Here is a 25,948-nt window from a genome sequence, read left to right on the forward strand (position 1 = left end):
TGCCAGTGGTGGGCCGTGCGCATGTCGAAACCGCAGCGGGCCGGCTCCCCTACGATCGGGTTATGGACCTGGGCAACTCGGGCGGTGAGTGGATGACGGCACCGAAGAAGGCCACGGTCACGTCCAAAAAGGCGGTGTCCAAGAAAGCGGTGTCCAAGAAAGCGGAGGCACAACATCGCAACCGCCGTCAGACGACGCGGCTGTCGTACGACGACTGGGTGAACGGCGCGCTGGATCTCCTCGCGCGCGAGGGTGTGACCGCGATCCGGATTCCCCGGCTGTGCGAGGAACTGGGCGTCACCAAGGGCAGTTTCTACTGGCATTTCGACGATCTCGAACAACTGGTGGCCGCGATGGCCGACCGGTGGGGCGACATGCAGAGCGAGGCGGTCCGGGCCCTCGCCGCCTTGGATTCGATTCCGGTCGAGTCCCGCATCGAACAGATGGCGGCCATGCTGGTCGATCCGAAGCACTGGATGGTCGAGGCCTCGGTGCGGGAGTGGTCACGCACCGACGACACCGTTGCGGCGGCGGTCCGGGCGTTGGATCAGCGCATCTTCCGGACCGTGCAGACAGCGATGCTCGATCTGGGTTTCGAGCCGGTACAGGCGCGGCTACGCGCGGGCGCGATGGTGTATCTGGGGATCGGTCTGATCCACGGCCGCGACAATCTGCCGACCCCGACGCCGGAGGAAGTGCAGGCGGTCATCGACCTGCTGGCCCGGCCGTGAGTTTTGTGGAGCTGTGCATTCGGTGGAGCTGTGATTTTTGTGGAGCTGTGATTTTTGTGGAGCCTAGGGGAATCGAACCCCTAACCCCTGCCTTGCAAAGGCAGTGCTCTGCCAATTGAGCTAAGGCCCCGGTGAGCGTGGCGGCTCAGCGCGCGGTCACCTCATGCCACAGATCCGCCTCGCTCCGCTTGCGAACCTTGGTGACGGCGAAAACAACTGCGGCAATGACACCGATCGTCAGAAGAAGTTTCATGCCGTCCACCCTACTGTGCCGCGACCGCCCCGGCAGCCGCGACTTCCGGCACCCGACGAACGCGGCGCCGACGGCGCTGTGTGATGTGGACCGGCCCGACAGGAAGCGGCGAGATATCGATCGGATCCCCCCCGGATCGTGCGAAGAAGAAGTGGAGCCTAGGGGAATCGAACCCCTAACCCCTGCCTTGCAAAGGCAGTGCTCTGCCAATTGAGCTAAGGCCCCCTCGGTCGTCGACGACGACCAGGTATGTGAATGTGGGCCTAGGAGGACTTGAACCTCCGACCTCTTCGTTATCAGCGAAGCGCTCTAACCGCCTGAGCTATAGGCCCGTAATGTTCGTCTCGACTCGAAGTGTTGTCGTGACTGACTCGGTAGAGACTACACAACGCCCCGATCGCTCTCCAAAACGCCTGGTCAAAGCGCCCGTAAAGCACGAACGGCCGGGCCGGTGGAGAACCGGACCGGCCGTTCGTCGCGGTCGTCAGTCCGGATCGGCCAGCGTCACCTGCACGCCGCCCACCAGATCGGTGCACTGGTTGTAGATGAAGACACCCACCGTCGAGAGCGCGGTGAACAGCACCACGTTGATCAGGCCGATGACGGCCGCGTATCCGAATACGCTGCCGGCGTCGATGATCGTTGTCGCCGAGGAGTTGTTGTCGTTCACCATGTCGGTGAAGGTGCTGTTCAGGCGGTCCCACACACCCATGCCGGAGAGCACGATGTAGAGGAATCCGACGGCCAGCATCCACACGAAGAACATGGCGACGCTGATCACCAGCGACACCTTCAACGTCGACCACGGGTCGATATGGCGCACCTGCACGGTCGCGCGCAACGGCTCACCGCTGGTCACCGCCTGGGCGACCGCCGCCTGCGCGGCCGGCGAGACGGTCGGCGCCGCGGTCTTCACCGCCATCGGAACCGACTGTGCCGCACCGGCGTCCGCCTGCGGCAGCGGATGACGCAGATCCGACAGATCGGGCAGATCCTTGATCAGTTCCGGCCGGGCGATGCTGCGGGTCGGTCCGTCGATGCCGACGGATTTCACCATCGCCGCTTCCTTGCGCGCGGCCTTGGCCGCGAGGTCGGTGGTGGTACGGGCGTTTTTCACCCCACCACCGAGTCCGGTCTGCGAGCTCGCCCGGCCCTGCACGGGAGCCTGGCCGGGGCGATTCAGATTCGACTGCGGCTCCCGCTGCGGCAGCTGCGACCAACCCTCCTCGAAGCGAGAACCACCACGACCCTCACCGGCCTCGGCGGCCTCCGGCGCCGAGGCGCCGGATTTCGCGGAATCGCCTTGCGACTCGGGGATTGCGGGCGAACTACCCGAGCCGTTGTCGGCCGACGACCCGGACCGCGGCGCCGGCCGCGGCGGAATCGGTGACGGTGCGATCCGCTCGGTCACACCGTTGGCGTGGTTTCGCTCGTCGTTCGGCTGATTCGGAGTGGTCAATGCAGAATCCTTCGATCCGTCGTGGCGCCGCTGCTTGTGGAGAAATTACCGCTTCCAGAACCTAACGCTAATCCGAGCCTCAGGCCTCTCCTTCACCGGAAACCTGGTCGGGCTCATCAGCGTTACGCGCGATCGCGAGCAAGGTATCGCCCTCGCCGAGGTTCATCAAACGCACGCCCTTGGTCTGCCGGCCCGCCTTGCGTACCTGATTCGCCGCTGTACGGATGACACCGCCGCCGGACGTGATGGCATAGAGCTCGTCATCGTTGTCGACGATGAGCGCTCCTACCAGACTGCCACGCTTCGGGTCGTACTGAATCGTCAATACACCTTTACCGCCGCGGCCCTGCGCGGTGTACTCCTCGATCGCGGTGCGCTTGGAGTATCCGCCCGCGGTCGCCACCAGCAGATAGGTGCCGTCCCGAACCACGTTGAGCGACAACAGCTCATCGTCGGCGTTGAAGCGCATCCCCTGCACGCCCGAGGTCGCGCGTCCCATGGGACGCAGCACCTCGTCGTTGGCGGTGAACCGGATCGACTGTCCGTGCGCGGACACCAGCAGCAGATCGTCGTCGGCCGAACACAGTGCGGCGCCGACCAATTCGTCACCATCGCGCAGATTCACCGCGACGATGCCACCGGTGCGGTTGGAGTCGAAGTCGGTCAGTTTCGACTTCTTCACCAGGCCGTTGCGGGTGGCCAGCACCAGATACGGGGCGTCCTCGTAGGTCTTGATCCGGATGACCTGGGCGATCTTCTCCTCCGGCTGGAACGCCAGGAGGTTGGCCACGTGCTGGCCGCGCGCGGTGCGGTTGGCCTCGGGCAACTCGTAGGCCTTGGCCCGGTAGACCCGGCCGAGGTTGGTGAAGAACAGCAGCCAGTCGTGGGTCGAGGTCACGAAGAAGTGCTTGACCAGATCGTCCTGCTTGAGCCCGGCGCCCTGCACGCCCTTGCCGCCGCGCTTCTGGCTGCGGTACAGATCGGTCTTGGTGCGCTTGGCGTAGCCGGTCGCCGTGATGGTGACCACGACGTCCTCGCGAGCGATCAGATCCTCGTCGGCGACGTCACCGTCGGCCGCGACGATCTTGGTGCGGCGGTCGTCGCCGTACTTCTCGACGATCTCGGCCAGTTCGTCGCGCACGATGGCACGCTGACGTTCGGGCTTGTCCAGAATGTCCTTCAAATCGGCGATCTCGGCCTCGATGCGGGCCAATTCGTCGATGATCTTCTGCCGCTCCAGGGCCGACAGCCGCCGCAGCTGCATATCGAGGATGGCGGTCGCCTGGATCTCGTCGATCTCGAGCAGTTCCATCAGGCCGGTGCGCGCGGTGTCGGTGTTGGCCGAACGCCGGATCAGGGCGATGACCTCGTCGAGCATGTCCAGCGCCTTGACCAGGCCACGCAGGATGTGAGCCCGTTCCTCGGCTTTGCGCAGCAGGTAGCGGGTGCGCCGGACGATGACGTCCAACTGGTGATCGACGTAGAGCCGGATCATCTGGTCCAGCCGCAGCGTGCGCGGCACACCGTCGACGATCGACAGCATGTTGGCGCCGAAGCTGGTCTGCAGCTGGGTGTGCTTGTAGAGGTTGTTCAGCACCACCTTCGCCACGGCATCGCGCTTGACCGTGACCACGATCCGCATCCCCGCGCGGTCGGAGGACTCGTCGTGGATATCGGAGATACCCGCGATCTTGCCGTCCTTGACCTGCTCGGCGATCGAGTTGATGAAGTTGTCGGTGTTGACCTGGTACGGCAGCTCGGTGATGACGATCGTGGTGCGACCGCGATTGTCCTCTTCGATCTCGACCACACCGCGCATCCGGATGGAACCGCGACCGGTGGTGTAGGCGTCGTGGATGCCCTGGCTTCCGACGATCAGGCCGTAGGTTGGAAAGTCCGGTCCCTTGACGCGCTCCATGCACGCGGCGAGGGTGGTCTCCTCGTCGGCATCGTAGTTGTCCAGCGCCCAGTAGATGGCTTCGGCCAGCTCGTTCAGGTTGTGCGGCGGGATATTGGTCGCCATACCGACCGCGATGCCGTTGGATCCGTTCATCAACAGGTTCGGCACCCGGCTGGGGAGAACCACGGGCTCCTGGGAGCGGCCATCGTAGTTCGGCGTGAAATCGACCGTTTCGTGGTCGATCTCACGGAGCAGTTCCATCGCCAGCGGGGTGAGCCGGCACTCGGTGTACCGCATGGCGGCCGCACCGTCGTTACCGCGGGAACCGAAGTTGCCCTGGCCGTCGACCAGCGGATACCGCAGCGACCACGGCTGGGCCATGCGCACCAGGGTGTCGTAGATCGAGGCGTCGCCGTGCGGGTGGTAGTTACCCATGGTCTCGGCGACCGGGCGCGCGGATTTCACATAGCCGCGGTCGGGCCGGTAGCCGTTGTCGTACATCGCGTAGAGCACGCGCCGGTGCACCGGCTTGAGGCCGTCGCGCACATCCGGCAGCGCGCGGCCCACGATCACGCTCATCGCGTAGTCGATGTAGCTGCTCTGCATTTCGTTCTGAATGTCGACCGGCTCGATCCGGTCGCCCGCACCACCGTTGGGCGGCAGCGTGGTCTCGGTCATGAAGTCTCCTTAGAGGGCCTGTGCATAGGACTCGGCGTGCGGACGGGCGCGCAGTGCGCTGCGCAGCGCCGGCTACACGTCGAGGAAGCGAACGTCCTTGGCATTGCGGGTGATGAAGCTGCGACGTGCTTCGACGTCCTCACCCATCAGCACGGAGAACAACTCGTCGGCCGCGGCCGCGTCGTCCAACGTCACCTGACGAAGCACCCGCACCGAAGGATCCATGGTGGTCTCCCACAGTTCCTTGGCGTTCATCTCGCCGAGACCCTTGTAGCGCTGGACACCGTCGTCCTTGTTGATCTTCTTGCCGGCGGCCAGACCGGCCTCCAGCAGACCGTCGCGCTCGCGGTCCGAGTAGGCGAATTCGGGATCGGAGCGCTGCCACTTCAGCTTGTACAGCGGCGGCTGGGCGAGGTACACGTGACCGTGTTCGACCAGCGGGCGCATGAAGCGGAACAGCAGGGTGAGCAGCAGCGTCGAGATGTGCTGGCCGTCGACGTCGGCGTCGGCCATCAGCACGATCTTGTGATACCGCAGCTTCGAGATGTCGAACTCGTCGTGGATACCGGTGCCGAAGGCGGTGATGATCGACTGGACCTCGTTGTTCTTGAGGACCTTGTCGATGCGCGCCTTCTCGACGTTGATGATCTTTCCGCGCAGCGGCAGGATCGCCTGATACATCGAGTCGCGACCGGATTTCGCCGAGCCACCGGCGGAGTCACCCTCGACGATGTAGATCTCGGACTTGCTCGGATCCTTGGACCGGCAGTCGGCCAGCTTGCCCGGCAATCCGCCCAGGTCGGTCGCGCTCTTGCGCCGGACCAGCTCACGAGCTTTGCGGGCGGCGACACGGGCCTGCGCCGAGGACACCGCCTTCTGCACGATTGTCTTGGCGTCGGCCGGGTTCGCCTCGAACCAGTGCGCCAGATGTTCGTTGCAGGTGCGCTGGACGAACGACTTCACCTCGGTATTGCCGAGCTTGGTCTTGGTCTGCCCCTCGAACTGCGGCTCGCTGACCTTGACGCTCACGATGGCGGCCAGACCCTCGCGGATGTCGTCACCGGTGAGGTTGCCGTCCTTGTCCTTGATCAGCTTCTTGTCTTTGGCGTACTTGTTGACGACCGTGGTCAGTGCCGCGCGGAAGCCCTCTTCGTGCGTACCGCCCTCATGGGTGTTGATGGTGTTGGCGAAGGTGTGGACGGATTCGGAGTAACCCGAATTCCACTGCATCGCGACCTCGAGTTCGTGGCCGGTGCCCTTGCTGGTGAACGACACGACCGTGTTGTGGATCGGCTGCTTGGTGCGGTTGATGTGCTTGACGAAGTCCTCGAGGCCGCCCGGGTAGTGATAGGTCCGGGTCTTGACCTTGTGCTCGGGCGCGGCCGTGCCTTCGTCGTGTTTGGGCGCCTCGGCGGTCTCACTGACCACCTCGTCGGTGACCTCGGCCTCGCTGACCCGCTCGTCGGTGAGGGTGATGGTCAGGCCCTTGTTCAGGAAGGCCATCTCCTGCAGCCGGCGCGAGATCGTCTCGAAGTTGTAGGTCGTGGTCTCGAAGACGTCCGGATCCGCCCAGAAGCGCTGCGTGGTGCCGGTCCGGTCGGTGGGCTCACCCTTGACCAGCTTGCCGGGCTTGGCGTCCTTGTACTCCTGGCTCCAGTGGAAGCCGTCGCGGTCGATCTCGGTCACCATCCGGCTGGACAGCGCGTTCACCACCGAGATACCGACACCGTGCAGACCACCGGATACGGCGTAGGCGTCCGAGTCGAACTTGCCGCCGGCGTGCAGCTGGGTCATGACGACCTCGATGGTGGGCACGCCCGTGGCGTGCATCGCCACCGGGATACCGCGGCCGTCGTCGACGACCTCGACGCCGCCGTCGGCCAGCAGGGTCACGTCGACTCGGCTGGCGTAGCCGGCCATTGCCTCGTCGACGGAGTTGTCCACAACCTCCCAGATCAGGTGGTGCAGACCGCGCTCACCGGTGGAACCGATGTACATACCGGGGCGTTTGCGGACCGCCTCGAGTCCCTCGAGAACGGTGATGTTGGAGGCACCGTAGTCCTTGTTGCCCGCTTTCGCCTTGGACGAGCCGCTTGCGTTGGAGTCGTTGGCAGCCACTGCTCGGTAGCTCTCCTTACTTGCTGATCCCTCGATGCGACGTCGGACAACACACACAGACCGAGCCCCGTATGGCCTCTGCTCGAGATTTCGAACTGCTCGAGAATTACGGGTCCTCGCGCGTGCTGCACGGAACGCGCCGAAGGTATCGCCGCTAGTTACTCTTCCATCCTACTGGTACCCCCGGCACAGGATGCACCTATGACACCCCTGAGAGCGTCGTGAGTGGGTGAAATCGCTCGCCGCCGGGTCCGGTTATGGGCGAACCCGCTCCCGCCAGCCTCAGCGAAAGCGACGGGCACTCGGATCCCGCGCCGGAAAGTTACGCCGATGTGGTTCGGCCGGCGCCGGCCAACGCACCGGTTCCACGTGAAACTCGCCGCCTGCGGATCAGCCGTAGGTGTCGCGCGGTCCCCGCCCCTTGATATGGCGCTCACCCTTGCGCCAACTCGGTGCGGCGGGACCGCTGATCTTCAGCGAGGTGACCACGCCCTGACCGACCGCGGCATTGATCTTCGCCAGTAACTGCGACTGCAGCATTCGCAACTGAGTGGCCCAGGCGGTGGATTCGGCCTGGATACTCAGCACGCCGTCGGTGAGCGATACCGGGTCGGCGTGTGCCGCGATGTCGTCGCCGACCACGACCGACCACCGGCCGAAAACCATTCCCTCGGCGACCTTTCCGGACCACCCGCGACTCTTGGCGAGCGATCCGGCCACTGCGGACAGCAGTTGCGGATCCCGATCGTCGGGCCGCGCACCGGACCAGCCGGAGCGCCGGCGCAGTGCTCGCACCCCGCCCTTACGCGGTGAGGCTCGCCCCTGGCCGACCGCCTTACCGCTGGCACGAGCCGCGGCGCGCGCCTCCTCCAGGGCACGACGAGCGAGGTCCACACCACGCAGTTCCGGTTCGGGGCCGGTGGACGGCGGGGAGCCGTCTTCGCGCCCGGGGTCTGCGGCCACCTTCGACTCCTTCCCGTCCGGTCACTGCATTGCGGCAAGGCTAGCCGCTGGGTCCGACAACTCGCGCCCCTTGCGCACGGGGCGGTTCGGTACGGGTGCGCCGATCGGCTTCACTCGATGTGCCAGCCTTCGGTGGTCTCCTCCGCGGTGGTCGGCGGCTCGACGACACGTGAGGTCCGCCCGTCCGCGCCGCCGTCGGTTTCGACCCGGACCGAGTTGGCCTCGAGTTCCGGCGGCACATCCTCGGGCACCGCGGCCGTGATGAGCACTTGTTCGGCCCCGGCGGCCACCGCGGCCAACGCGGTGCGACGACGCCGATCCAATTCCGCGAACACATCGTCGAGCAGCAGCACCGGATCGGTACCGGCACTGCGCAGCAGCTCGAAGGCGCCCAATCGCAGGGCCAACGCGAACGACCACGATTCCCCATGGCTGGCAAAGCCTTTCGCGGGCGACGAACCGAGCATCAGATCCAGATCGTCGCGATGCGGGCCGACCAGGCAGACCCCGCGCTCGAGTTCCTTGCCGCGCGCGGATGCCAACTCGCTCAACATATTCGCCTCCAGCGCCTCGACATCGTCGGGCTGTGGAGAACGCTGTGGATCGAGGAACTCCTCGGGCAGCGCGGAACTGCGGTACCGGATGGCCGCGGTCCGGGATTCCGGGGCGATGGCCCGGTAGGCCTGCTCGAGATAGGGATGCAGTTCGTGCACCAGCCGCAACCGCTGCGCCAGCAGTTCGGCGCCGTGCGCGGCCAGATGCCCGTCCCAGACGTCGAGGGTGCTCAATTCGGCCGGCGCGCCCGAGCGCGAACGAGCGTGCCGCCCCGCTGTTTTCAACAGTGCGGAGCGCTGCCGCAGCACACGGTCGTAATCCGAGCGCACCGCCGCCAGCCGCGGCAGCCGGGCGGTGGCCAGTTCATCGAGGAAACGGCGGCGTTCGGACGGGTCGCCGCGGACCAGCGCCAGATCCTCCGGCGCGAACAGCACGGTCTGGAGGATCCCGAGGATCTCGCGGGTGCGGCGGACCGGTGACCGATTGATCTGAGCGCGATTGGCGGCGCTCTGATTCAACTCCACATCGATGCGCAGTTCGCGGCCACCGTTGACGACGGTGGCGCCGATCCGAGATCGCTGCTGCCCCAACCTGATCAGCGGAGCATCGCCGGCAACCCGGTGGGAACCGAGTGTGGACAGATAACCGACGGCCTCGATGAGATTGGTCTTACCGTTGCCGTTCGACCCCAGGAAAACGGTTCTGCCTGTGGGTAATTCGAGGTCGGCATGCTCCCAGGAGCGGAAATCGCGCAGCGTGAGCGTTCGAATGTGCATGGATGAACCCGCCGTCACCAGGCACTTTGTGACGGACCGGTCGAAATGCACACGCGCCCGGGGTTTTTCACAGGTTTATCAACATCTCCACAGGTCGGGTTGAACGAGTGCCGCCTCGCCGGTCGTGTCGTGGCCGGCGAGGCGGGGAGGATCGGAACCGAATCAATCAGCCGGGCAAACGAACCGGCATCAGCAGGTAGATGTAATTGCTCGACAGCGCCGCGAACGCACCGGACTCCGAAAGCTCCGGCTCCTCGTCGGTGGTCGGGCACATCACCGCGGGGCGGCTGGGTGTGGTGAAACCGAAGGTCACCCGGTCCGAATGCAGCGCCGACAGACCGTCGTTGAGGTAACCGGGGTTGAACGCGATGGTCAGCGGCTCACCGCGGAACTCGGCCTCCAGCCACTCCTCGGCGCGACCGGCATCGTCACCCCCGGCAGACAGCTGTAGGCCCTGGTCGGAGAATTCGAGCCGCACCTGGGCGCCGCGCTCGGCGACCAGGGCCACACGTTTGATGGCCTCGATCAGTGCGCTCACCTGCAGGGTCGCGATCGAGGTGTGCTCCTTGGGGAGCAACTGGCGGAACTTGGGGAATTCCGCGTCGAGCAGTCGTGTGGTGGTCCGGCGGCCGCCGTTGACGATCCCCAGCAGTCCGTCGGTCCCGGTGCCGAAGGCCAGCTGGACGGGCGCGTCGGAGGCTCCGAGCGTCTTCGCCGATTCCGACAGCGTGCGGGCCGGGACCAGGACCGCGGTCTCCACATCCGGGCGACCGGGCTGCCACTCCAGATGCCGCACCGCCAGGCGGAAGCGGTCGGTGGCTGCCAGAACCACCTGGGAGCCCTCGATTTCGACGCGGATGCCGGTCAGCATCGGCAGCGTGTCGTCGCGGCCGGCGGCGACGGCCACCTGGCCCACTGCCTCGGAGAACAGATCCACACCCAGTTCGCCGGTCTGCGGTGGCAGTTCGGGCAACTGGGGATAATCCTCGACCGGCATGGTCGGCAGCGAGAACTTGGCGCTGCCACACGCGATCAGCACACGGGTGCCGTCGACCGAGACGTCGACCGGCTTGTTGGACAGCGCCTTGGTGATGTCGGCCAGCAGGCGGCCGGAGACCAGCACCTGTCCCGGGCCGGCCACCTCGGCGGCGACGCGCATCTGCGCGGAGACCTCGTAGTCGAATCCGGAGACCGTGAGGCCGTCCTCGTCGGCCACGAGCAGCACACCGCCCAGGACGGGCACGGGCGGGCGAGACGGCAGGCTACGGGCCACCCAGGCGACGGATTCCGCGAAATCCTCGCGAGCGACCCGAAACTTCATACTTGCAAGCTCCATCGCTCGGTATGTCCTCTCCCAGTCTCGATCGGTCGTGATCTGTTCGACGCCGTGGTGATCAGCGTGGTTCATACAACAGCGTGGTTCGCGCGGCAATGCGGTCGAAACGACTCGCCCGTACGTACCGCAGTGTGGCACAGGCGACCGACATCAAACCGTACCCGCGCAGGCGGGCGATGACTACGTCACCCCCTCGCCCGGTGCGTCGTCCGCCGGATGGGCCGGACCCGTTCCGCTCCTTGCTTCGTTCGGATGTGGAGTGCCACGAATCGATCCGTCGACATCCGAGCCGAGTTTCCACACAGCCTGTTTTCAAGAAGAAATCTAAAGAAGAAGAACTGAAGTAGTAGTAGGCACTGTGGATTCTGTGGACGCGGCCCGTCCGCCCAGCTCAGGTGGCGTGGCGGCGTGGGGATGTCCGGCGGGTGACTCGAGGATGAACAGTGGGCCACTGTGGAGTCCTCGAAACTGTTCAACTTCCATCCTCGAGCCATCCTCGAGTTCTTCCATGGCCCGAGACCTGTTGTGCACACCTGTGTGCCGATCGGTGCACTACCGGGGGATTCCTCGAGGACCTGACAGGGAGTCCTCGAGGAATCCACATGCCGATTCGACCGTCTTCGCAGTTCGGACCCCGTGGACGAATTCGGCTGTGGGAACTGTGGACCGAGGGCTGTGAACGAATGCGTGCACAGCCCCGTGCATCGACTGTGCGCAACCTCGAGGACAAACCTGGGATTCCTCGAGGACTCCACAAGGACTCCTCGAGGAATCCACAACACGAAAAAGCCGATCCACCCAGGTCAACCGGGTGGATCGGCTTGTGTAGCGATTCAGCGTGAGCGCTGTTTGATTCGGGCTGTGAGTTCTTGGACCTGGTCGTAGACCCGGCGGCGCTCGGTCATCTCCTTGCGCACTTTCTTCTCCGCGTACATGACCGTCGTATGGTCGCGACCGAAGGCCTGGCCGATCTTCGGCAGCGAAAGGTCGGTCAGTTCCCGGCACAGGTACATCGCGATCTGGCGAGCCTGCGCCAGCGGCCGGGCCTTACCGGGACCGGTCAGCTCCTCCAGCGTGGTGTTGAAGTATTCCGCGGTCACGGCCATGATCGTCGACGCCGTGATCTCGATGGTGGTGGTGTCCGGCATCAGATCGCGCAGTACGACCTCGGCCAGCGACAGATCCAGCGGCTGCCCGTTGAGGGAGGCGAAGGCCGTCACCCGGATCAACGCGCCCTCGAGTTCACGGATATTGCGCTCGACCCGGCTGGCGATCAGTTCCAGCACGTCGTGCGGCACATCGAGGCGATCCATCCGCGCCTTCTTGCGCAAAATCGCGATCCGGGTCTCCAGCTCCGGCGGCTGCACGTCGGTGATCAGGCCCCATTCGAACCGGGTGCGCAGTCGCTCCTCGAGCGTCGCCAGTTGCTTCGGTGGCCGATCGGAGGACACCACGATCTGCTTGTTCGCGTTGTGCAGGGTGTTGAAGGTGTGGAAAAACTCCTCCTGGATGCCTTCTTTACCCTCGATGAACTGGATGTCGTCCACCAGCAGGATGTCGGTCTCGCGATAGCGCCGCTTGAACGCCACTTTCCGGTCGTCGCGCAGACTGTTGATGAAGTCGTTGGTGAATTCCTCGGTCGAGACGTACTTGACGCGCATCCCGGGGAACAGCCGCTGGGCATAATGCCCAGCCGCGTGCAGCAGATGCGTCTTTCCCAGACCGGAAGCCCCCCAGACGAACAGCGGGTTGTACGCACGGGCCGGCGCCTCGGCGATCGCGACCGCCGCCGCGTGGGCGAATCGGTTCGAGGCGCCGATGACGAAGGTCTCGAATGTGTATTTGGCGTTCAGGCTGGCCGAGGAGTTCGCGGGGGCGGGCGTCGGCGGTTCCGGCGACTTCGTGAAATACGTCGGCCAGGAATTGCGCGCGCTCACCACCGGTTCGTCGGCTTCTTCGGCCGCGCCCGGACGCTGACCGGCCTCCGGCTCCGGTGCGAACAGCGCCTCCTGTCCGGGATGTCCGCCCGGCCGGGGCAGCTCCTGATCGTGACGCAGTGGTTCGGTCTCCCGGCGCAGTGCCTCCTGGGGATGCGGTTCGTGGTCTCGGCGCAGGGTGTCCGCCTCGCGCCGCAGCGAATCCGGACCGTGCAGGCCGTGCAGGCTGTCCGGGTCCCGCCGCAGGCCGTCGGCTTCGCGGCGGAGTACGTCCGGGTCGCGGCGGAGTACGTCCGGGTCGTGGCGGAAGGCCTCGGCGTCGCGGAATGCCTCGGCGTCGCGGAAGGCCTCGGCGTCGCGGCGCAGATCGTCGGGATCGCGACGCAGGCTTTCCGGATGCCGGACCAGCGCTTCGTCGTGCAGATGTGCTTCCGGGTCCCGGCGCAGCGGGGAGGACGGTCCGAGGTTGTCCGGCAATTCCCCGGCCATCGGTGCGGACGGATATTCACCCTGGGGATAGGCGGTCCGGGCCTGGTAGTCGGCTGGGGAAAGATAGCGTGGCGTGGGGAAATCGTCGGCGTCGGGATACTGCGCCGGCGCCGGGAAACCGACCGGTTCGCGGGGCTTGTCGCGCATCCGCTCCGGGCGTGATGTCAGGCGAGCATGGCGGGCACCGGCGCCGGGACGGTCCGGCGGCGGGTTGGCCGGCGCGGCGATCCGGACGCCCAGACCCTCGACCTGCGGGCCCAGCCGGCGGGCCAGCGACCGCAGAATCGGTTCGCGTAGATCGCGTTCTATGGCCTCCTGGGCCAGGGAGGAAGGCACCGAGAGCAGGGCAAAGCCTTGTGCGACCGTCAGCGGCTTGACCAGGCCGAGCCACGCCTTCTGGGCGTTGGTCACCGGCGGGATGGCTCCGTCGGTGGAGCCGGCAGTGAGCTCGGCGACCACTTCGGGCCAGACCGCGGTCAACACGTTCTGCTCGTCGTCCACGTATTATTTCCTCCCCGGAGCAAGTCGACAGGAGCTCCAACGGTCGGCGACCACTGACAAGCCTGGCCGTCAGCCATACGAATATGCCACTCCAGGGGTCTTTCCACACAATTATCCACAGATGTGGAGAACTCGGATGATTCGTGGCTTGCTGCGACAACCCCCCGGTCAGCGCCTGGACCTGCGCTTCTACAGCTATCTTCTAGCTATGAATCGTAGTGGGTCCGCGGTGGCTGTGACAAGGGCGGTTCACGACCGCGCCGTCCACACGGCGCGTCGCGGCAGCTCGGTGCGTCGCGTGGCGCGAACGGATATCGCCGACCCGGGAAGCAGTGGCGGGCGTCTCATGAGGGACCCCGAGTTTGACCCTCTCCTGGCTGATCAGTACCCTCGTACAGTCACCCGTTGACGCGGTGTTGGCTGCCTGCTGCCCGGTCGAATCGTCGATCCAGCGGGACTACCACGCAATGGGCGTTGTGCCGATGAAGACCAGTTTTCATCGCGACCACATACGTTTCACCGAACAGCTTCGGGCGCCGCCTGGTGCCCACCAACTCGAGGAGTGTTGACCGTGGCCAAGGGCAAGCGGACGTTCCAGCCGAACAACCGTCGTCGTGCGCGGGTCCACGGCTTCCGCCTCCGGATGCGCACCCGTGCCGGGCGCGCGATCGTGTCGGCGCGCCGTCGCAAGGGCCGCGCCTCTCTGACGGCCTGATCGCACGGCATCGGCATCGCCGCCATGCCTGACTCGTCGATCGTCTCGCTGCTTCCGTTCACCCGCTACGTGCTCGGACACTCGGGTGTTGCCTGAGCCGTACCGGCTGCATCATCGTGCCGACTTCTCCCGGACGGTGCGACGTGGCCGACGAGTCGGGAGACGGGACATCGTCGTGCATGTGGTGGTGCCGTCGGCGTCGGCGGAGATGAGATCCGACGATGCCGTGAGCTCCGACGACGCGGCGGCTCCGTCGCTCGCACGCTTCGGTGGTCCTCGTTTCGGATTGATCGTCAGCAAGGCGGTGGGCACCGCGGTGGTTCGACACCGCGTCGCCCGCCGCCTGCGTCATATCTGCGCCGGTGTCGTCGCAGGTCTACCGGTAGAGGCCGATGTCGTGATCCGCGCCCTCCCGGGTGCCGCGGTGGCGACCTCGGCGGAGCTGGACCAGCAATTACGGTCCGCGCTGCGGAAATTGTCGTTCGATCTCTCCGCCGCGCGGGTGGCTTCGAGTGATGCGCCATGAACCGCCTGCGCGTGGTGACGCGGCTTCCGGCGAATCTCTTGATCTTTCTGATCGAGCTGTATCGGACGTACGTCTCCCCCACCCGCATGCCGGTGTGCCGATTCACCCCGACCTGTAGCGAGTACGCGGTGACGGCTCTGCGTACTCGCGGGCTGTTCGTCGGTCTCGGATTGACGGCCGTGCGTCTGGCCAAATGCGCGCCCTGGCACCCTGGTGGGTGGGACCCGGTTCCGGAACGGAAACGGGCTGCCGCCGAAGCGGCTCACGAGACGAGGCGGGCCCACGACGAGGCGGCCGAACACAAGTCTTGTAAAGGGTCGCCGCGTGCGGTGACCGGCGACACGACCGACGGGAGTACATAGAGCCGTGCTCGACTTCATCTATTACCCGGTGTCCTGGATCCTTTGGTTCTGGCACCGGATCTTCGGGTACGTCTTCGGACTCGGAGATTTCGACAAGGGCGCCAGCAACGGGTTCGCCTGGGCGCTGGCAGTGGTGTTCCTGGTGTTCACCCTGCGCCTGGTGCTGTACAAGCCCTTCGTCAAACAGGTGCGCACCACGCGGCAGATGCAGGAACTGCAGCCGCAGATCAAGGAACTGCAGCGCAAATACAAGAACGACCGCCAGAAGATGGCCGTCGAGATGCAGAAGCTGCAGAAGGAGCATGGCTTCAACCCGCTGATGGGCTGTCTGCCGGTGCTGGCTCAGGTGCCGGCGTTCATCGGTCTGTACCACGTGCTGCGGTCGTTCAACCGCACCGGTAGTGGTATCGGCCAGCTGCACATGACGCCCGAGCAGAACGCGATGACGCCGAACTACGTCTTCAGCGCGCACGATGTGCAGTCGTTCCTGAGTGCCCGTATCTTCGGTGCGCCGATCTCCGCCGCGATCACCTCGCCCAAGGCGACTCTGGATGCGTACGCCGATTACGGCGGCATCCCGCAAGTGTGGAATATGGTCGTCGTCGCGGTGCCGCTCATGGTCATCGCCGGCCTCGCGACCCACTTCAACGCGCGCGCCTCGGTGGCACGCCAGAGTGCGGAGGCGGCGGCGAATCCTCAAGCCGCGCTGATGAACAAGCTGGCGCTGTGGGTGTTCCCGCTCGGTGTCGTCGTCGGTGGCCCCTTCCTGCCCATCGCGATCCTGCTCTACTGGGTGTCCAACAACGTCTGGACCTATGGGCAGCAGCATCTGGTCTTCGGTCGCATCGACAAGGAAGAGCAGAAGAAGAAGGAAGAGGCGATCGAGCGGAAGGCGCAGAACGCGCCGAAGCCCGGTGCCAAGCCGACTGCCAAGAAGAAGTCCGGTGCCGCCGAGGTGCCGACGGCCGACGGGGACAAGCCCGCGGCGGCGGCGAACGGCACCTCCGCCTCCACGGAATCCACGACTTCGGAATCCACCACTTCGAGTTCTTCGGCCAAGACCGGTTCGGCCTCCGGCAAGTCGGGCTCGTCAGGTAAGTCGGCCGGGCCCGGTAATCGCAAGCGGTCCGGCAACAGAGGTCGGGCGAATCAGAAGCGACGTCGCTAGCGGATCCGGATACGACGGATGATTCAGATTGAAGGAAACGACATATGACTGTTGAGACCGATGGAGGGGACGCCACTGTGGCCCTCGGTGTGCAGGATGATGCGTCGGCGGTGGACGATCGCGACGAGGCGACCGAACCGGATCCGACCGATGCCGAAGAGGCGTTGATCGAGGAGGGCGAGATCGCGGGCGACTATCTGGAGCAACTGCTGGACGTTCTCGACTTCGACGGCGATATCGATCTGGATGTCGAGGGCGACCGGGCGGTCGTCAGCATCGACGGCGGGCGGGACCTGTCGAAGCTCGTCGGTCGGCGTGGCGAGGTTCTGGACGCGCTGCAGGAGTTGACCCGACTGGCCGTGCAACAGGCGACCGGTGTGCGCAGCCGCCTGATGCTCGATGTGGCCGGCTGGCGGGCGAAGCGTCGCGAGGAACTCAGCGCGCTCGGCACCGATGCGGCGCGGCGGGTGGCGGAATCGGGCAAGCCCGAGTCGCTGGCCGCGATGACTCCGTTCGAGCGCAAGATCGTCCACGACGCGGTGGCGGCCGTGGACGGTGCCGCCAGTGAGAGTGAAGGTGTCGAACCCAACCGGCACGTGGTCGTGATCCCGGCCTGAGAAATTCGCTGGGTAAGGTAGGGCCCCCGGTTCATCGAACCGGGGGCCCTACTCTTTGTGATGAGTTGCGTTGTGATGGATTTCGACGGTCCGGAAGGATGTTTCACGTGGAACGAGGCGCGGGTGCCACTCCTCAGCACTCCCCCGGCGGTGACTCTGTCGATCTGACGCCGCCCGCGGTGGCGGCCGAGGTATTCGGTGATCGCCTTCCGCTGGCCGAGCAGTACTGCGCCGCGCTGGCGACCGCGGGCGTCGAACGCGGTCTGATCGGACCGCGGGAAGTGCCACGGCTCTGGGACCGCCACATCCTCAACTGTGCGGTGTTGGGTGAGTTGATTCCTCTCGGAGCCTCCGTTGTCGATATCGGCAGCGGCGCCGGACTTCCGGGAATTCCACTCGCCATCGCGCGTCCGGATCTGCGCATCACACTCGTCGAGCCACTGCTGCGCCGCACCAAGTTCCTGGCGGAGTTCGTCGAAGCTGCGGGACTCGAGATCACCGTGGTTCGCGGTCGCGCCGAGCAGCCGGACGTCCGGAAAGAAGCGGGCGGTGCGGATTACGTGACTTCTCGTGCGGTCGCTCCCCTCGGGAAGTTGGCCAAGTGGTCCCTGCCGCTCGTTCGCGAGCACGGCCATATGTTGGCGCTCAAGGGATCCAGCGTCGCCGAGGAACTCGAACGCGATCAGGTGGAGTTGGCGCGCGCGGGTGCGGGCCACGCGAAGATCCTCGAATGCGGTGCGGGCGTCGTGTCGCCGCCGACCGTCGTGCTCAGTGTGGAGCGGGTGCCGCGCGCGGAGAAGCGGGCGAACAAGGAAGCGAGTCGACGCGCCCGACGCGCACAGTAACTTCCGTTGTTTCACATGAAACAACGGCCCGCAAGGCCGCTCGCGACGGTCGCGGCGAGTCATTCCGTGCGTGTCGGATAGTGATTGCCGCGGTTCAACTTCCGTATTCTGGCCGGTGCTGGCAAGCTAGTTGTCGTCGAGCGTGAGCGCGCGGTTTCGCGGTTCCCGGCAGCTCCGCGTTCTGCTTGTTCGAGCCATGCGGCGCCGGTGCTGCCTGGGCACGTGTCTGAAGTTCTCGGGGTTAGGAGCCTGTATGTCGAACCGTCCGGCGAATGTTTCACGGGAAACAACCTCCCGGGTGCCCGGAATGCTGGACAGCGGCGGCCTCGAGGGAGATGAATTCGCCAAGACCGCATTCGGAAATATCTCCGCCGCCGAAACTCCCATCGCGGCTGAGGCGCATCGCGCCAGCCAGGTCCTGCACCCTGGCTCGCTCAGTATCCCCAAGCCGCGCGAACAACGCATCATCACCATCGCCAATCAGAAGGGCGGGGTCGGTAAGACGACGACGGCCGTGAATCTCGCTGCCGCGCTGGCACTGCAGGGAATGACGGTGCTCGTCATCGACCTCGACCCCCAGGGCAATGCCAGCACCGCGCTCGGTGTGGAGCACCACTCCGGCGTGCCGTCGAGCTACGAACTGCTGATCGGTGAGATCTCGGTGCAGGACGCGATCCAGCGCAGCCCGCATAACGAACGCCTGCTGTGCATTCCGGCGACGATCGATCTCGCCGGCGCCGAAATCGAATTGGTCTCCATGGTCGCCCGTGAGGGCCGATTGAAAGCGGCCATTCAAGAGGCCAACCTGGCGGGCTACGACATCGACTACGTCATGATCGACTGCCCGCCTTCTCTCGGCCTGCTGACCGTCAACGCGTTGGTGGCGGCCAAGGAGGTGATGATCCCGATCCAGTGCGAGTACTACGCCCTGGAGGGCGTCGGCCAGCTGCTGCGCAATATCGGTCTGGTGCAGTCGCATCTGAATCCGGAGCTGCACGTCTCGACAGTCGTCCTCACCATGTACGACGGCCGGACCAAACTCGCGGACCAGGTTGCCGAAGAGGTCCGCGGCCACTTCGGTGACGCGGTGCTGCGCTCGGTGATTCCGCGCAGCGTCAAGGTTTCCGAGGCGCCGGGCTACGGCATGACCGTGCTCGATTACGATCCTGGTTCCCGCGGCGCGATGAGTTATCTCGACGCGGGGCGGGAGATCGCGGCCCGCTCGGCCATCGTCCAGAGCCGAGTGTCGCCGGGCCAGGAAGGCGCTCCGGTCGGTACGGCCGGTGCAGCACAGGAAAGGGGTCGGTAGGCCGATGAGTCAGGCGAAGAAGGGTGGTTTGGGGCGCGGGTTAGCCGCGTTGATTCCGACCGGCCCTGCCGATGTGCAGGGGCTCGGAAGTGCGGCAGCCAATGCGGTGATCGGACTCGATCCGATCGGCCCGCATCCCGCGTCGGCCTATCTGCATCGGGTGCCCGATGCGGCCGACGAGTCGAGCGCCGGTGCGGTGTACCGGGAGATTCCGCCGGATCAGATCGAGCGCAATCCGAAGCAGCCGCGGCAGGTCTTCGAAGAGGATGCGCTCGCCGAACTCGTCCATTCGGTGCGGGAGTTCGGTCTTATGCAGCCGATCGTGGTGCGGGTGCTGGAGTCCTCCCCCACTCCGCGCTATCAGCTGGTGATGGGTGAACGGCGATGGCGAGCCTGCCAGGAAGCCGGCCTGGAGACCATCCCGGCGATCGTGCGGGAGACCACCGACGACGCCATGCTGCGCGATGCGCTGCTGGAGAACATCCACCGGGTGCAGCTGAATCCGCTCGAAGAGGCGGCGGCCTATCAGCAGCTGCTGGAGGAATTCGACGTCACCCACGAGGAACTGGCGAACCGAATCGGCCGATCCCGGCCGGTCGTCACGAATATGATTCGCCTGTTGAAGTTGCCGATTCCGGTGCAGCGACGAGTCGCGGCCGGCGTGCTCTCCGCTGGACATGCTCGCGCGCTGCTCGGGTTGGAAGCGGGCGCCGAGGCGCAGGAGCGGTTGGCCGAACGCATCGTCGCCGAGGGGTTGTCGGTTCGTGCGACCGAGGAGGCTGTCACTCTCGCGAACCGCTACCCCGAGGAAGAAGTGAAGCCGACCCCCAAGCGGCGGCAAATTTACGCGCCGGGGTTGGACAAGGTTGCCGAGCGATTGGCCAATTCGTTCGACACCAGGGTCACGGTGAGTATGGGCAAGAAGAAGGGCAAGATCGTCGTCGAGTTCGGTTCGGTCGATGATTTGGAGCGCATTGTCGGGCTGATGGAGCAACAACAGCTCTGACGAGACAGACCCCTAGGGTTCGGCGAGAAACGTCACTGTGACACCGCTCTTTTTCGCGCCGATCCGAATGTGCCGCGATCGATAAGGAATGGGAAATGAGGCGTTCGCTTTGATCGCATATTCTTGCTGGCGAGAAGATGTTGATGCGGCGTGAGCATAGATGAATCGGAAAGCTGGAGGCTGAGCAGAGCGGTGTCGACCAGCGTGACCGCACTAACCCTCGGCGGACTGGACAAACTTCCCGCACATGCGCGTCGATGTGTGTTCTGGGAGATCGACCCGGCCGTGGCGGCAGACTCTCGTGAATTCAGCGATCCCGTCTTCGAAAAAGAGGCATGGTTGTCGACGGTGATGCTCGAATGGGGATCCTGCGGGCAGATCGCGTTGGTCGATGGCCAGCCGGCTGGATGTGCGCTGTATTCGCCGCCGAGTGCGGTACCGCGCGCGGCGTTGTTCCCCACCTCCCCCGTGAGCCCGGATGCGGTCCTGCTGACCACGCTGCGGGCCGAACCGCCGCACAATGATGGAGATATTGCCCATCGGCTGATTCAGGCCGTAGTCGGCGATCTGATGCGCCGAGGGGTGCGAGCGATCGAGGCTTTCGGAATTCGCACCGATCCGGCCGCGACCGCGCTGCCGGCGCGCGGAGTGCGATCCATGTTCTTGATGGAGCGCATCGACTCACCGGGTCACGGTATCGCCTCCGCCCCGCGGCCGAAGGCCAACAGCGGCTGCTCTCCCGAAAGCTGCATGATCGACGCGGACTTCCTCGAGGACGTCGGATTCTCGGTGGTGGCGCAGCACCATCGTTTCCCGCGACTGCGGTTGGAACTCGACAGCGATCATCTGTGGAAGGAAGACGTCGAGCGCGCTCTCGACCAGCTGCTGGCCGCCGCCGCGATGCAGGCCCAGCCGAGCGTTCCCTGCCACTGACCGAAAAGAAGGCGCCCCGGGATCCAAATTTCCGGGGGGCGCCTTCTGCGGTATGCGAGGGAACTACGTCCGGTCGGCCGCAGCCAATTCCTCCGCCAACAGCTCGGCGAATGTGTAAGTGCCGGTGGGCTGATCGTCCTGGCCGAGCAGATACAACCGCTTGACCGAGATCAGAATGGCCTCCGCGATCACATCGCGCATCCGGGGATTGGTCAACACCGAGGCGTCGTATTCGTTTGTCAGGTAGCCGATATCGACCTGCACGGTCGGCATTTTCGTCAGGCGCAGCAGGTCCCAGGTACGGGCGTGGGTGCGGCAGTCCTGCAACGAGGTTCGCGCCACGATTTCGCGCTGGATGAATCCCGCCAGCACCTGCCCGATCATCGATACCGAACCGTGTGAATTCCCGAAGTGGAAACTGGCCACGCCGCCCGCGGACGAACTGAGATTCGCCGCACAGCGCAGCGAGATCATCAGATCCGCGTCGAAGGTGTTGGAGGTCTCGGCGCGTTCGGCGTCGGTCGGGTTGGCGCCCCACGGGCGAGACAGGAACGTCTCCATGCCGGTGGCGGCCATCCGGCCCTCGAGGCGGCTCGCCAGATCCCAGAGGATCTCCGACTCGTACACGTCGCCGAACTCCGTCGGCACGGCCAAACCCTTGTCCTCGCCGCCCATTCCGGGGTCGATGACGATGCGCTTCCCGGTCAGCTGCGGACCGGCCCGGTGGACGACCTCTTCCTCGGCGATGCGATGCGGGTTGCCACCGGTGACCCGAGCTCCGAGCAGTTCCAGCGAGCGCAGGGTGTCCGGACCACAGATGCCGTCCGCGGACAGGCCGATCTCGCGCTGGAAGGCCGTGAGCGCATCGTGGGTATGCGGGCCGAAGTAGCCGTCGATGCGATGGACGTAGAAGCCTAGATCCTGCAGGCGCCGTTGCAGCGTAGCGACATCGTCGCCGTACAGCGGCGCCGAGAGCTGATAGATCAGGGTGCGGGCGCCGAGGCGATAGGACGCCTCCTTCAGCGCGCGATAGGTAGCGGGCCCGACGACACCGTCGACCAGCAGACCTCGCTGCTGCTGGAAAGCGCGTACGGCCGAATCGAGTTCACGATCGAAGACGGCGTCGGAGTCCTTCCAGTACTCCCCCTGCCCGCCGGACCGGTCGATCCCGCGCGGGTGTGGATGGAATCCGAGACTTGCCAGGGTGCTCCGGACCTCAGCGACGGCTGGACCAGTATCGCCGTGACGAAGTCGGTGCATGCGTGAGAGCCCTTTCCTTCCGCCAACCCGGGTACCCACTTATGCGATGGCACACACCCTCGCACGACCGGAGCGTCGGTCGATTGTCTCAGACCCGAGCCGTATTTCGGCAATTCTCCGGGTGCCGAAATAGTACACAGCCATCGGGTCCCGGAGTGCCCCCTGGTGAAACCGGATCGGGGCCCCGGGCCGGGCACGCTCGCGACGTGCCATAACCCGGGGCCTCGAACGAGACGTCTCAGATGATGCCCTCGAGTTCGCGCAGCAGCGCGGCCTTACCCTTGGCACCCACGATGCGCTTGGCCTCCTTACCACCGGAGAACAGGATCATCGTCGGCAATGCCATCACACCGTAGTCACGAGAGCTGGTGGGGTTGGCGTCGGCATCGACCTTCGCGACGGTCAGCTTGTCGCCGTGCGCCGCGGCGATCTCCTCCAGCACCGGGGCGACCATCTTGCACGGACCGCACCAGGAGGCCCAGAAGTCGACGAGCACCGGCTTGTCGCTGCCGAGCACATCCTGTTCGAAGGTGGCGTCGGTGACGGTCTTGGTGGCTGTTTCGGACATGGCGGAACTCCTTGCGGTGTGCGATGACGCGATATTCGAAAGGCTTCGGGGACTGATCAGCCGGCGGGCACTTCCACCGGGTTGCCGGCGTGATCGAGGGTGTTGCTGGTGATGTCGCCCTTCTCGGCGAGCCAGCGTTCGGCGTCGATCGCCGAACGGCAGCCGGTGCCGGCGGCGGTAATGGCCTGGCGGTAGGTGTGATCGACCAGATCGCCGGCCGCGAAGACGCCGTTCACCGAGGTCGCGGTGCCGGGCTCGCGTACCTTCACGTAGCCCTCGGCATCGAGATCGACCTGGCCGCGGACCAATTCGCTGCGCGGGTCGTGGCCGATCGCTACGAACAGGCCGGTGGCCGCCAGCTCGGAGGTTTCGCCGGTCTTGGTGTCGCGCAGGGTGAGACTGGTCACGGCGGTGTCGCCGTGCACCTCGACCACCTCGGAGTTGAGGCGGAAGCGGATCTTCTCGTTCGCCTTCGCGCGCTCGAGCATGATGCGGGAGGCACGGAATTCCTCACGGCGATGCACGATGGTCACGCTGGAGGCGAATTTGGTGAGGAACGTAGCCTCCTCCATCGCGGAATCGCCACCGCCGACCACGACGATGTCCTGGCCCTTGAAGAAGAAGCCGTCACAGGTCGCGCAGGCGCTGACCCCGCGGCCCAGCAGCTCCTGCTCCCCCGGCACGCCCAGGTAGCGGGCCGCCGAGCCCATGGCCAGGATGATCGCGTAGGACCGGTAGGCCTCGCCGCCGACCGTGACCGACTTGATCGGGCCGGAGAGATCGATCGCCTCGACATCCTCGGTACGGATATCCGCGCCGAAGCGCTTGGCCTGCTCACGCATCTCTTCCATGAGATCGGGGCCCATGATGCCGTCGCGGAAGCCGGGGAAGTTCTCCACCTCGGTCGTCGTCATCAGCGCGCCACCGAACTGGGTGCCCTCGAACAGCAACGGTTCGAGCTCGGCCCGAGCAGCGTAGACCGCGGCGGTGTAGCCGGCGGGGCCGGAGCCGACAATGATCAGATCGCGTACAGGCGTGCTCATGATGCCCTTCCGAAGTGTGTTCAACAGGCGTGTCGGTCAACAACAGGGTAAACGTAGATGTTCCCGCCGCCGACCGGCTGTGCTCGAGGCCGGGCCCGGGAACGCTCGAGGCCGGGCCCGGGAACATCGCGGCGGATACGACACTCGCGCACTCCGGGCGCTGTCAGCCGATATCACGCATCTCGAGGATCTGCGGATCCGCTGGGCTGCAACCGGTCCGCACCACCAGTGCGGTGATCTTGGGCGGCCGCGGGCCGGTGAGCAGAATCAACACGGCCGATTCACCGCGATATGTGACATTCGTCGAGCCGAGCACCGTGCGGTCCGGGACCGCGGCCTTCACGCAGCCGGCCATCGCGCCGGGGCCCGACAGCGGGCCGGTGACGTCGTTGCGGCCCATGGCACTGAGTACGACCGCGGAGGACAGCTCGTCGTCGAGGGCGACGGTGGTGCTGTGTTCGGCGGGCAGTGCATTCGGCCGCACCGTGCGATCGGTCACCGCGTCGACGGCGACCAGGCTTCCGGCGATGACGGCCACCGCCGCCGCGGCCGCGGTGAACCAGCGCAATCGCTTCGCGCGGTGCCCGTCCAGAGAGATCGGCTCCTCCGTGGGAGCCGCGCCCGGGACGTCGGCGTCCTGCGGCAGCGGCTCCTCGGGAATCGGTTCTTGGGGAACCGCGTCGAGAGCCGGCATCGGGCGGGTCGAGGGCGGCTCACCGCCCGCGCCGTCACGGTAGAGCTGGTGGACGGTCGCGACCGGTTGCGGCTGCTCGCCGCGGGACAACTCGTCCAGCAGCGCGTCCAGCCGGGCCGCGACCTGGGTCGGTATCGGGTGCAGGATGCGGTCGTCCAGGCTCAGCGCGCGTAATTCGGCGCTCACGCCGTCGAGTGAGTGCAGAAAACGGACGGCGTCGGGATCCCGGCGAACTTGTGGCCACAGCAGCTCGGCCTGCTCCGCAGGGACGTTGTCGGCGTGCAAATCGGCCAGCAGATCGGTGGAGAACGGAGGGCGCGGAACTGAACGGGCTGCCATCACACCTCCTGTGTCCGCTTCGTCGCCCCACACCCCGGAACGGCCTCGCCGCGCGGCGAATTCGCCCTTGTCGTCCATCGCCTCTCCGGGTCCGGCCTCATGATCTAGCGTCTGTCATCGCAGCGATGCGGCGGCAGGCACAACGAATATTTGTCCGTCTGTTAGTAACGACGCTTCTCGACTACGTCCGGTTCCCCGGATTTCGCAGGAATTCCAATTCCTGCTCCAGCCGTTTACGGCCACGGGCGCAGCGACTTTTGATCGTCCCCTCGGCGACGCCCAGCAACTGCGCCGCTTCCGCTACGGTATACCCTTCCATGTCGATCGCAACCAGCGCTGCTCGCTGATCGGGCGGCAGCGTGAACAGGGCCGCGGCGACGACCATTTTCACCTCGCGCTGCGCGATGTCGTCGCGTTCCACTGCGGGTTCGGCCACCGATTCGTCCGACAGGGACGTCGCGGGACGGGATTTGTTGCGCCGCATACGATCCAGGCATGCGTTGACCACGATGCGATGCAGCCAGCTGCGCACCTCCGCATCCCCACGGAAGGTGGCGGCATTGCGATGGGCGGACAGCAGCGCGTCCTGCAGCGAATCGGCGGCATCCTCCGGAGTGCGGCAGGTGCGCAGCGCCAATTGCCAGAGCCTGCTGTAATGGCGGCGGAACAGAATGCCGAAAGCGTCGCGATCTCCCGCTACATGGGCGGAAAGCAATTCGAAATCGGTGGTTTCGTCCGGATCGATCGAGCGACGACGAACAGCAGACGACTCCGGTGTCCCCCCACTGGCGATCGCTTCGAACGACACACAAACCCCTTGGACAGCGCTCACGGCGGCACGAAGTCCTACACCGGACAGGCCGCAAA

23 protein-coding genes and 3 tRNA genes are annotated in these 25,948 nt (G+C 65.6%); 10 read left to right on the forward strand and 16 right to left on the reverse strand.

All coding sequences use genetic code 11. From position 1 onward, the window contains the following. Window positions 1-62 precede the first annotated feature (62 nt). The gene (locus C5E41_RS04425; protein ID WP_258080736.1) at window positions 63-731 is read left to right on the forward strand and encodes a TetR/AcrR family transcriptional regulator; all 669 of its coding nucleotides are present in this window, start codon (window positions 63-65) and stop codon (window positions 729-731) included. A 57-nt stretch (window positions 732-788) separates the two neighbouring features. On the opposite strand, the gene C5E41_RS04430 is transcribed toward C5E41_RS04425, so the two are convergent. The 11 genes from C5E41_RS04430 to dnaA form a co-directional block, all read right to left on the reverse strand. Then, window positions 789-861: transfer RNA gene (locus tag C5E41_RS04430), tRNA-Ala, on the reverse strand. Between the two features lie 15 nt (window positions 862-876). Further along, window positions 877-984 carry a DLW-39 family protein gene (locus C5E41_RS34360; protein ID WP_210743954.1) on the reverse strand — a complete coding sequence of 36 codons (108 nt, stop codon included), beginning with the start codon at window positions 982-984 and terminating at the stop codon, window positions 877-879. Between the two features lie 152 nt (window positions 985-1,136). Further along, a tRNA-Ala gene (locus C5E41_RS04435) sits at window positions 1,137-1,209 on the reverse strand. A gap of 33 nt (window positions 1,210-1,242) precedes the next feature. Further along, window positions 1,243-1,316, reverse strand: a tRNA-Ile gene (locus C5E41_RS04440). A 152-nt stretch (window positions 1,317-1,468) separates the two neighbouring features. After that, window positions 1,469-2,443, reverse strand: a complete 975-nt coding sequence (locus C5E41_RS04445; RefSeq protein ID WP_104374577.1) for a DUF3566 domain-containing protein — start codon at window positions 2,441-2,443, stop codon at window positions 1,469-1,471. Between the two features lie 79 nt (window positions 2,444-2,522). Continuing rightward, window positions 2,523-5,021: a DNA gyrase subunit A gene (gyrA, locus tag C5E41_RS04450; protein WP_104374578.1), complete on the reverse strand. Its 2,499-nt coding sequence runs from the start codon at window positions 5,019-5,021 to the stop codon at window positions 2,523-2,525. A gap of 72 nt (window positions 5,022-5,093) precedes the next feature. Then, entirely contained in the window at window positions 5,094-7,139 is a 2,046-nt protein-coding gene (gene gyrB / locus C5E41_RS04455) for a DNA topoisomerase (ATP-hydrolyzing) subunit B (protein WP_104374579.1), read from the reverse strand. 390 nt (window positions 7,140-7,529) lie between these two features. Continuing rightward, entirely contained in the window at window positions 7,530-8,102 is a 573-nt protein-coding gene (locus C5E41_RS04460; protein WP_104374580.1) for a DUF721 family protein, read from the reverse strand. A 110-nt stretch (window positions 8,103-8,212) separates the two neighbouring features. Continuing rightward, a complete protein-coding gene (gene recF, locus C5E41_RS04465; RefSeq protein ID WP_104374826.1) occupies window positions 8,213-9,433 on the reverse strand; it encodes a DNA replication/repair protein RecF in 1,221 nt (406 codons plus the stop codon). Window positions 9,434-9,599: 166 nt separating this feature from the next. After that, entirely contained in the window at window positions 9,600-10,769 is a 1,170-nt protein-coding gene (gene dnaN / locus C5E41_RS04470) for a DNA polymerase III subunit beta (RefSeq protein WP_104374827.1), read from the reverse strand. Window positions 10,770-11,602: 833 nt separating this feature from the next. Continuing rightward, window positions 11,603-13,696: a chromosomal replication initiator protein DnaA gene (gene dnaA, locus C5E41_RS04475; protein WP_104374581.1), complete on the reverse strand. Its 2,094-nt coding sequence runs from the start codon at window positions 13,694-13,696 to the stop codon at window positions 11,603-11,605. A 571-nt stretch (window positions 13,697-14,267) separates the two neighbouring features. On the opposite strand from dnaA, the gene rpmH reads away from it, so the two are divergent. The 9 genes from rpmH (at window position 14,268) to C5E41_RS04520 (ending at window position 21,177) form a co-directional block, all read left to right on the forward strand. Beyond that, a complete protein-coding gene (gene rpmH, locus C5E41_RS04480; RefSeq protein ID WP_006550910.1) occupies window positions 14,268-14,411 on the forward strand; it encodes a 50S ribosomal protein L34 in 144 nt (47 codons plus the stop codon). An 85-nt stretch (window positions 14,412-14,496) separates the two neighbouring features. After that, window positions 14,497-14,937 (forward strand): ribonuclease P protein component, encoded by a 441-nt coding sequence (gene rnpA / locus C5E41_RS04485; protein WP_104374582.1) that lies wholly within the window; start codon window positions 14,497-14,499, stop codon window positions 14,935-14,937. After that, on the forward strand, window positions 14,934-15,299 hold the full coding sequence (yidD, locus tag C5E41_RS04490) for a membrane protein insertion efficiency factor YidD (protein WP_104374583.1): 366 nt from the start codon (window positions 14,934-14,936) through the stop codon (window positions 15,297-15,299). Before rnpA ends, yidD begins: the two co-directional genes overlap by 4 nt. 4 nt (window positions 15,300-15,303) lie before the next feature. Then, window positions 15,304-16,467, forward strand: coding sequence for a membrane protein insertase YidC (gene yidC, locus C5E41_RS04495; protein WP_104374584.1), 1,164 nt, complete (start codon window positions 15,304-15,306; stop codon window positions 16,465-16,467). A 44-nt stretch (window positions 16,468-16,511) separates the two neighbouring features. Then, a complete protein-coding gene (locus tag C5E41_RS04500) occupies window positions 16,512-17,084 on the forward strand; it encodes a Jag family protein (protein WP_258080737.1) in 573 nt (190 codons plus the stop codon). Window positions 17,085-17,182: 98 nt separating this feature from the next. Continuing rightward, window positions 17,183-17,929 (forward strand): 16S rRNA (guanine(527)-N(7))-methyltransferase RsmG, encoded by a 747-nt coding sequence (gene rsmG, locus C5E41_RS04505; RefSeq protein ID WP_104374585.1) that lies wholly within the window; start codon window positions 17,183-17,185, stop codon window positions 17,927-17,929. Between the two features lie 307 nt (window positions 17,930-18,236). Next, window positions 18,237-19,238, forward strand: coding sequence for a ParA family protein (locus tag C5E41_RS04510; protein ID WP_258080768.1), 1,002 nt, complete (start codon window positions 18,237-18,239; stop codon window positions 19,236-19,238). A 4-nt stretch (window positions 19,239-19,242) separates the two neighbouring features. After that, window positions 19,243-20,244, forward strand: coding sequence for a ParB/RepB/Spo0J family partition protein (locus C5E41_RS04515; RefSeq protein WP_104374587.1), 1,002 nt, complete (start codon window positions 19,243-19,245; stop codon window positions 20,242-20,244). Window positions 20,245-20,436: 192 nt separating this feature from the next. Next, window positions 20,437-21,177 (forward strand): hypothetical protein, encoded by a 741-nt coding sequence (locus C5E41_RS04520; RefSeq protein WP_104374588.1) that lies wholly within the window; start codon window positions 20,437-20,439, stop codon window positions 21,175-21,177. Window positions 21,178-21,240: 63 nt separating this feature from the next. Here the strand turns inward: C5E41_RS04520 and C5E41_RS04525 are convergent, their stop codons facing one another. The 5 genes from C5E41_RS04525 to sigM all read right to left on the reverse strand — a co-directional run bounded on the left by C5E41_RS04525 (window position 21,241) and on the right by sigM (window position 25,826). Next, window positions 21,241-22,437: an N-acetylmuramoyl-L-alanine amidase gene (locus tag C5E41_RS04525; protein WP_104374589.1), complete on the reverse strand. Its 1,197-nt coding sequence runs from the start codon at window positions 22,435-22,437 to the stop codon at window positions 21,241-21,243. A 238-nt stretch (window positions 22,438-22,675) separates the two neighbouring features. Then, the gene (gene trxA, locus C5E41_RS04530) at window positions 22,676-23,005 is read right to left on the reverse strand and encodes a thioredoxin (RefSeq protein WP_030514055.1); all 330 of its coding nucleotides are present in this window, start codon (window positions 23,003-23,005) and stop codon (window positions 22,676-22,678) included. A 56-nt stretch (window positions 23,006-23,061) separates the two neighbouring features. Next, window positions 23,062-24,048 (reverse strand): thioredoxin-disulfide reductase, encoded by a 987-nt coding sequence (trxB, locus tag C5E41_RS04535; protein WP_104374590.1) that lies wholly within the window; start codon window positions 24,046-24,048, stop codon window positions 23,062-23,064. 163 nt (window positions 24,049-24,211) lie between these two features. Then, the gene (locus C5E41_RS04540; RefSeq protein WP_146097461.1) at window positions 24,212-25,081 is read right to left on the reverse strand and encodes a hypothetical protein; all 870 of its coding nucleotides are present in this window, start codon (window positions 25,079-25,081) and stop codon (window positions 24,212-24,214) included. 181 nt (window positions 25,082-25,262) lie between these two features. Further along, window positions 25,263-25,826, reverse strand: a complete 564-nt coding sequence (gene sigM, locus C5E41_RS04545) for an RNA polymerase sigma factor SigM (protein WP_258080769.1) — start codon at window positions 25,824-25,826, stop codon at window positions 25,263-25,265. Window positions 25,827-25,948: the final 122 nt, after the last annotated feature.

It is taken from the genome of Nocardia nova (assembly GCF_002933465.1).
In the GTDB taxonomy this organism is placed as follows: domain Bacteria; phylum Actinomycetota; class Actinomycetes; order Mycobacteriales; family Mycobacteriaceae; genus Nocardia; species Nocardia nova_B.

Coding starts and splice junctions, on each gene's coding strand:
- C5E41_RS04425 (WP_258080736.1), top strand. CDS start 63: ATGGACCTGGGCAACTCGGGCGGTGAGTGGATGACGGCACCGAAGAAG.
- C5E41_RS34360 (WP_210743954.1), bottom strand. CDS start 984: ATGAAACTTCTTCTGACGATCGGTGTCATTGCCGCAGTTGTTTTCGCC.
- gyrA (WP_104374578.1), bottom strand. CDS start 5,021: ATGACCGAGACCACGCTGCCGCCCAACGGTGGTGCGGGCGACCGGATC.
- recF (WP_104374826.1), bottom strand. CDS start 9,433: ATGCACATTCGAACGCTCACGCTGCGCGATTTCCGCTCCTGGGAGCAT.
- dnaN (WP_104374827.1), bottom strand. CDS start 10,769: ATGGAGCTTGCAAGTATGAAGTTTCGGGTCGCTCGCGAGGATTTCGCG.
- yidD (WP_104374583.1), top strand. CDS start 14,934: ATGAACCGCCTGCGCGTGGTGACGCGGCTTCCGGCGAATCTCTTGATC.
- C5E41_RS04500 (WP_258080737.1), top strand. CDS start 16,512: ATGACTGTTGAGACCGATGGAGGGGACGCCACTGTGGCCCTCGGTGTG.
- rsmG (WP_104374585.1), top strand. CDS start 17,183: ATGTTTCACGTGGAACGAGGCGCGGGTGCCACTCCTCAGCACTCCCCC.
- C5E41_RS04510 (WP_258080768.1), top strand. CDS start 18,237: ATGCTGGACAGCGGCGGCCTCGAGGGAGATGAATTCGCCAAGACCGCA.
- C5E41_RS04515 (WP_104374587.1), top strand. CDS start 19,243: ATGAGTCAGGCGAAGAAGGGTGGTTTGGGGCGCGGGTTAGCCGCGTTG.
- C5E41_RS04525 (WP_104374589.1), bottom strand. CDS start 22,437: ATGCACCGACTTCGTCACGGCGATACTGGTCCAGCCGTCGCTGAGGTC.
- trxA (WP_030514055.1), bottom strand. CDS start 23,005: ATGTCCGAAACAGCCACCAAGACCGTCACCGACGCCACCTTCGAACAG.
- trxB (WP_104374590.1), bottom strand. CDS start 24,048: ATGAGCACGCCTGTACGCGATCTGATCATTGTCGGCTCCGGCCCCGCC.
- C5E41_RS04540 (WP_146097461.1), bottom strand. CDS start 25,081: ATGGCAGCCCGTTCAGTTCCGCGCCCTCCGTTCTCCACCGATCTGCTG.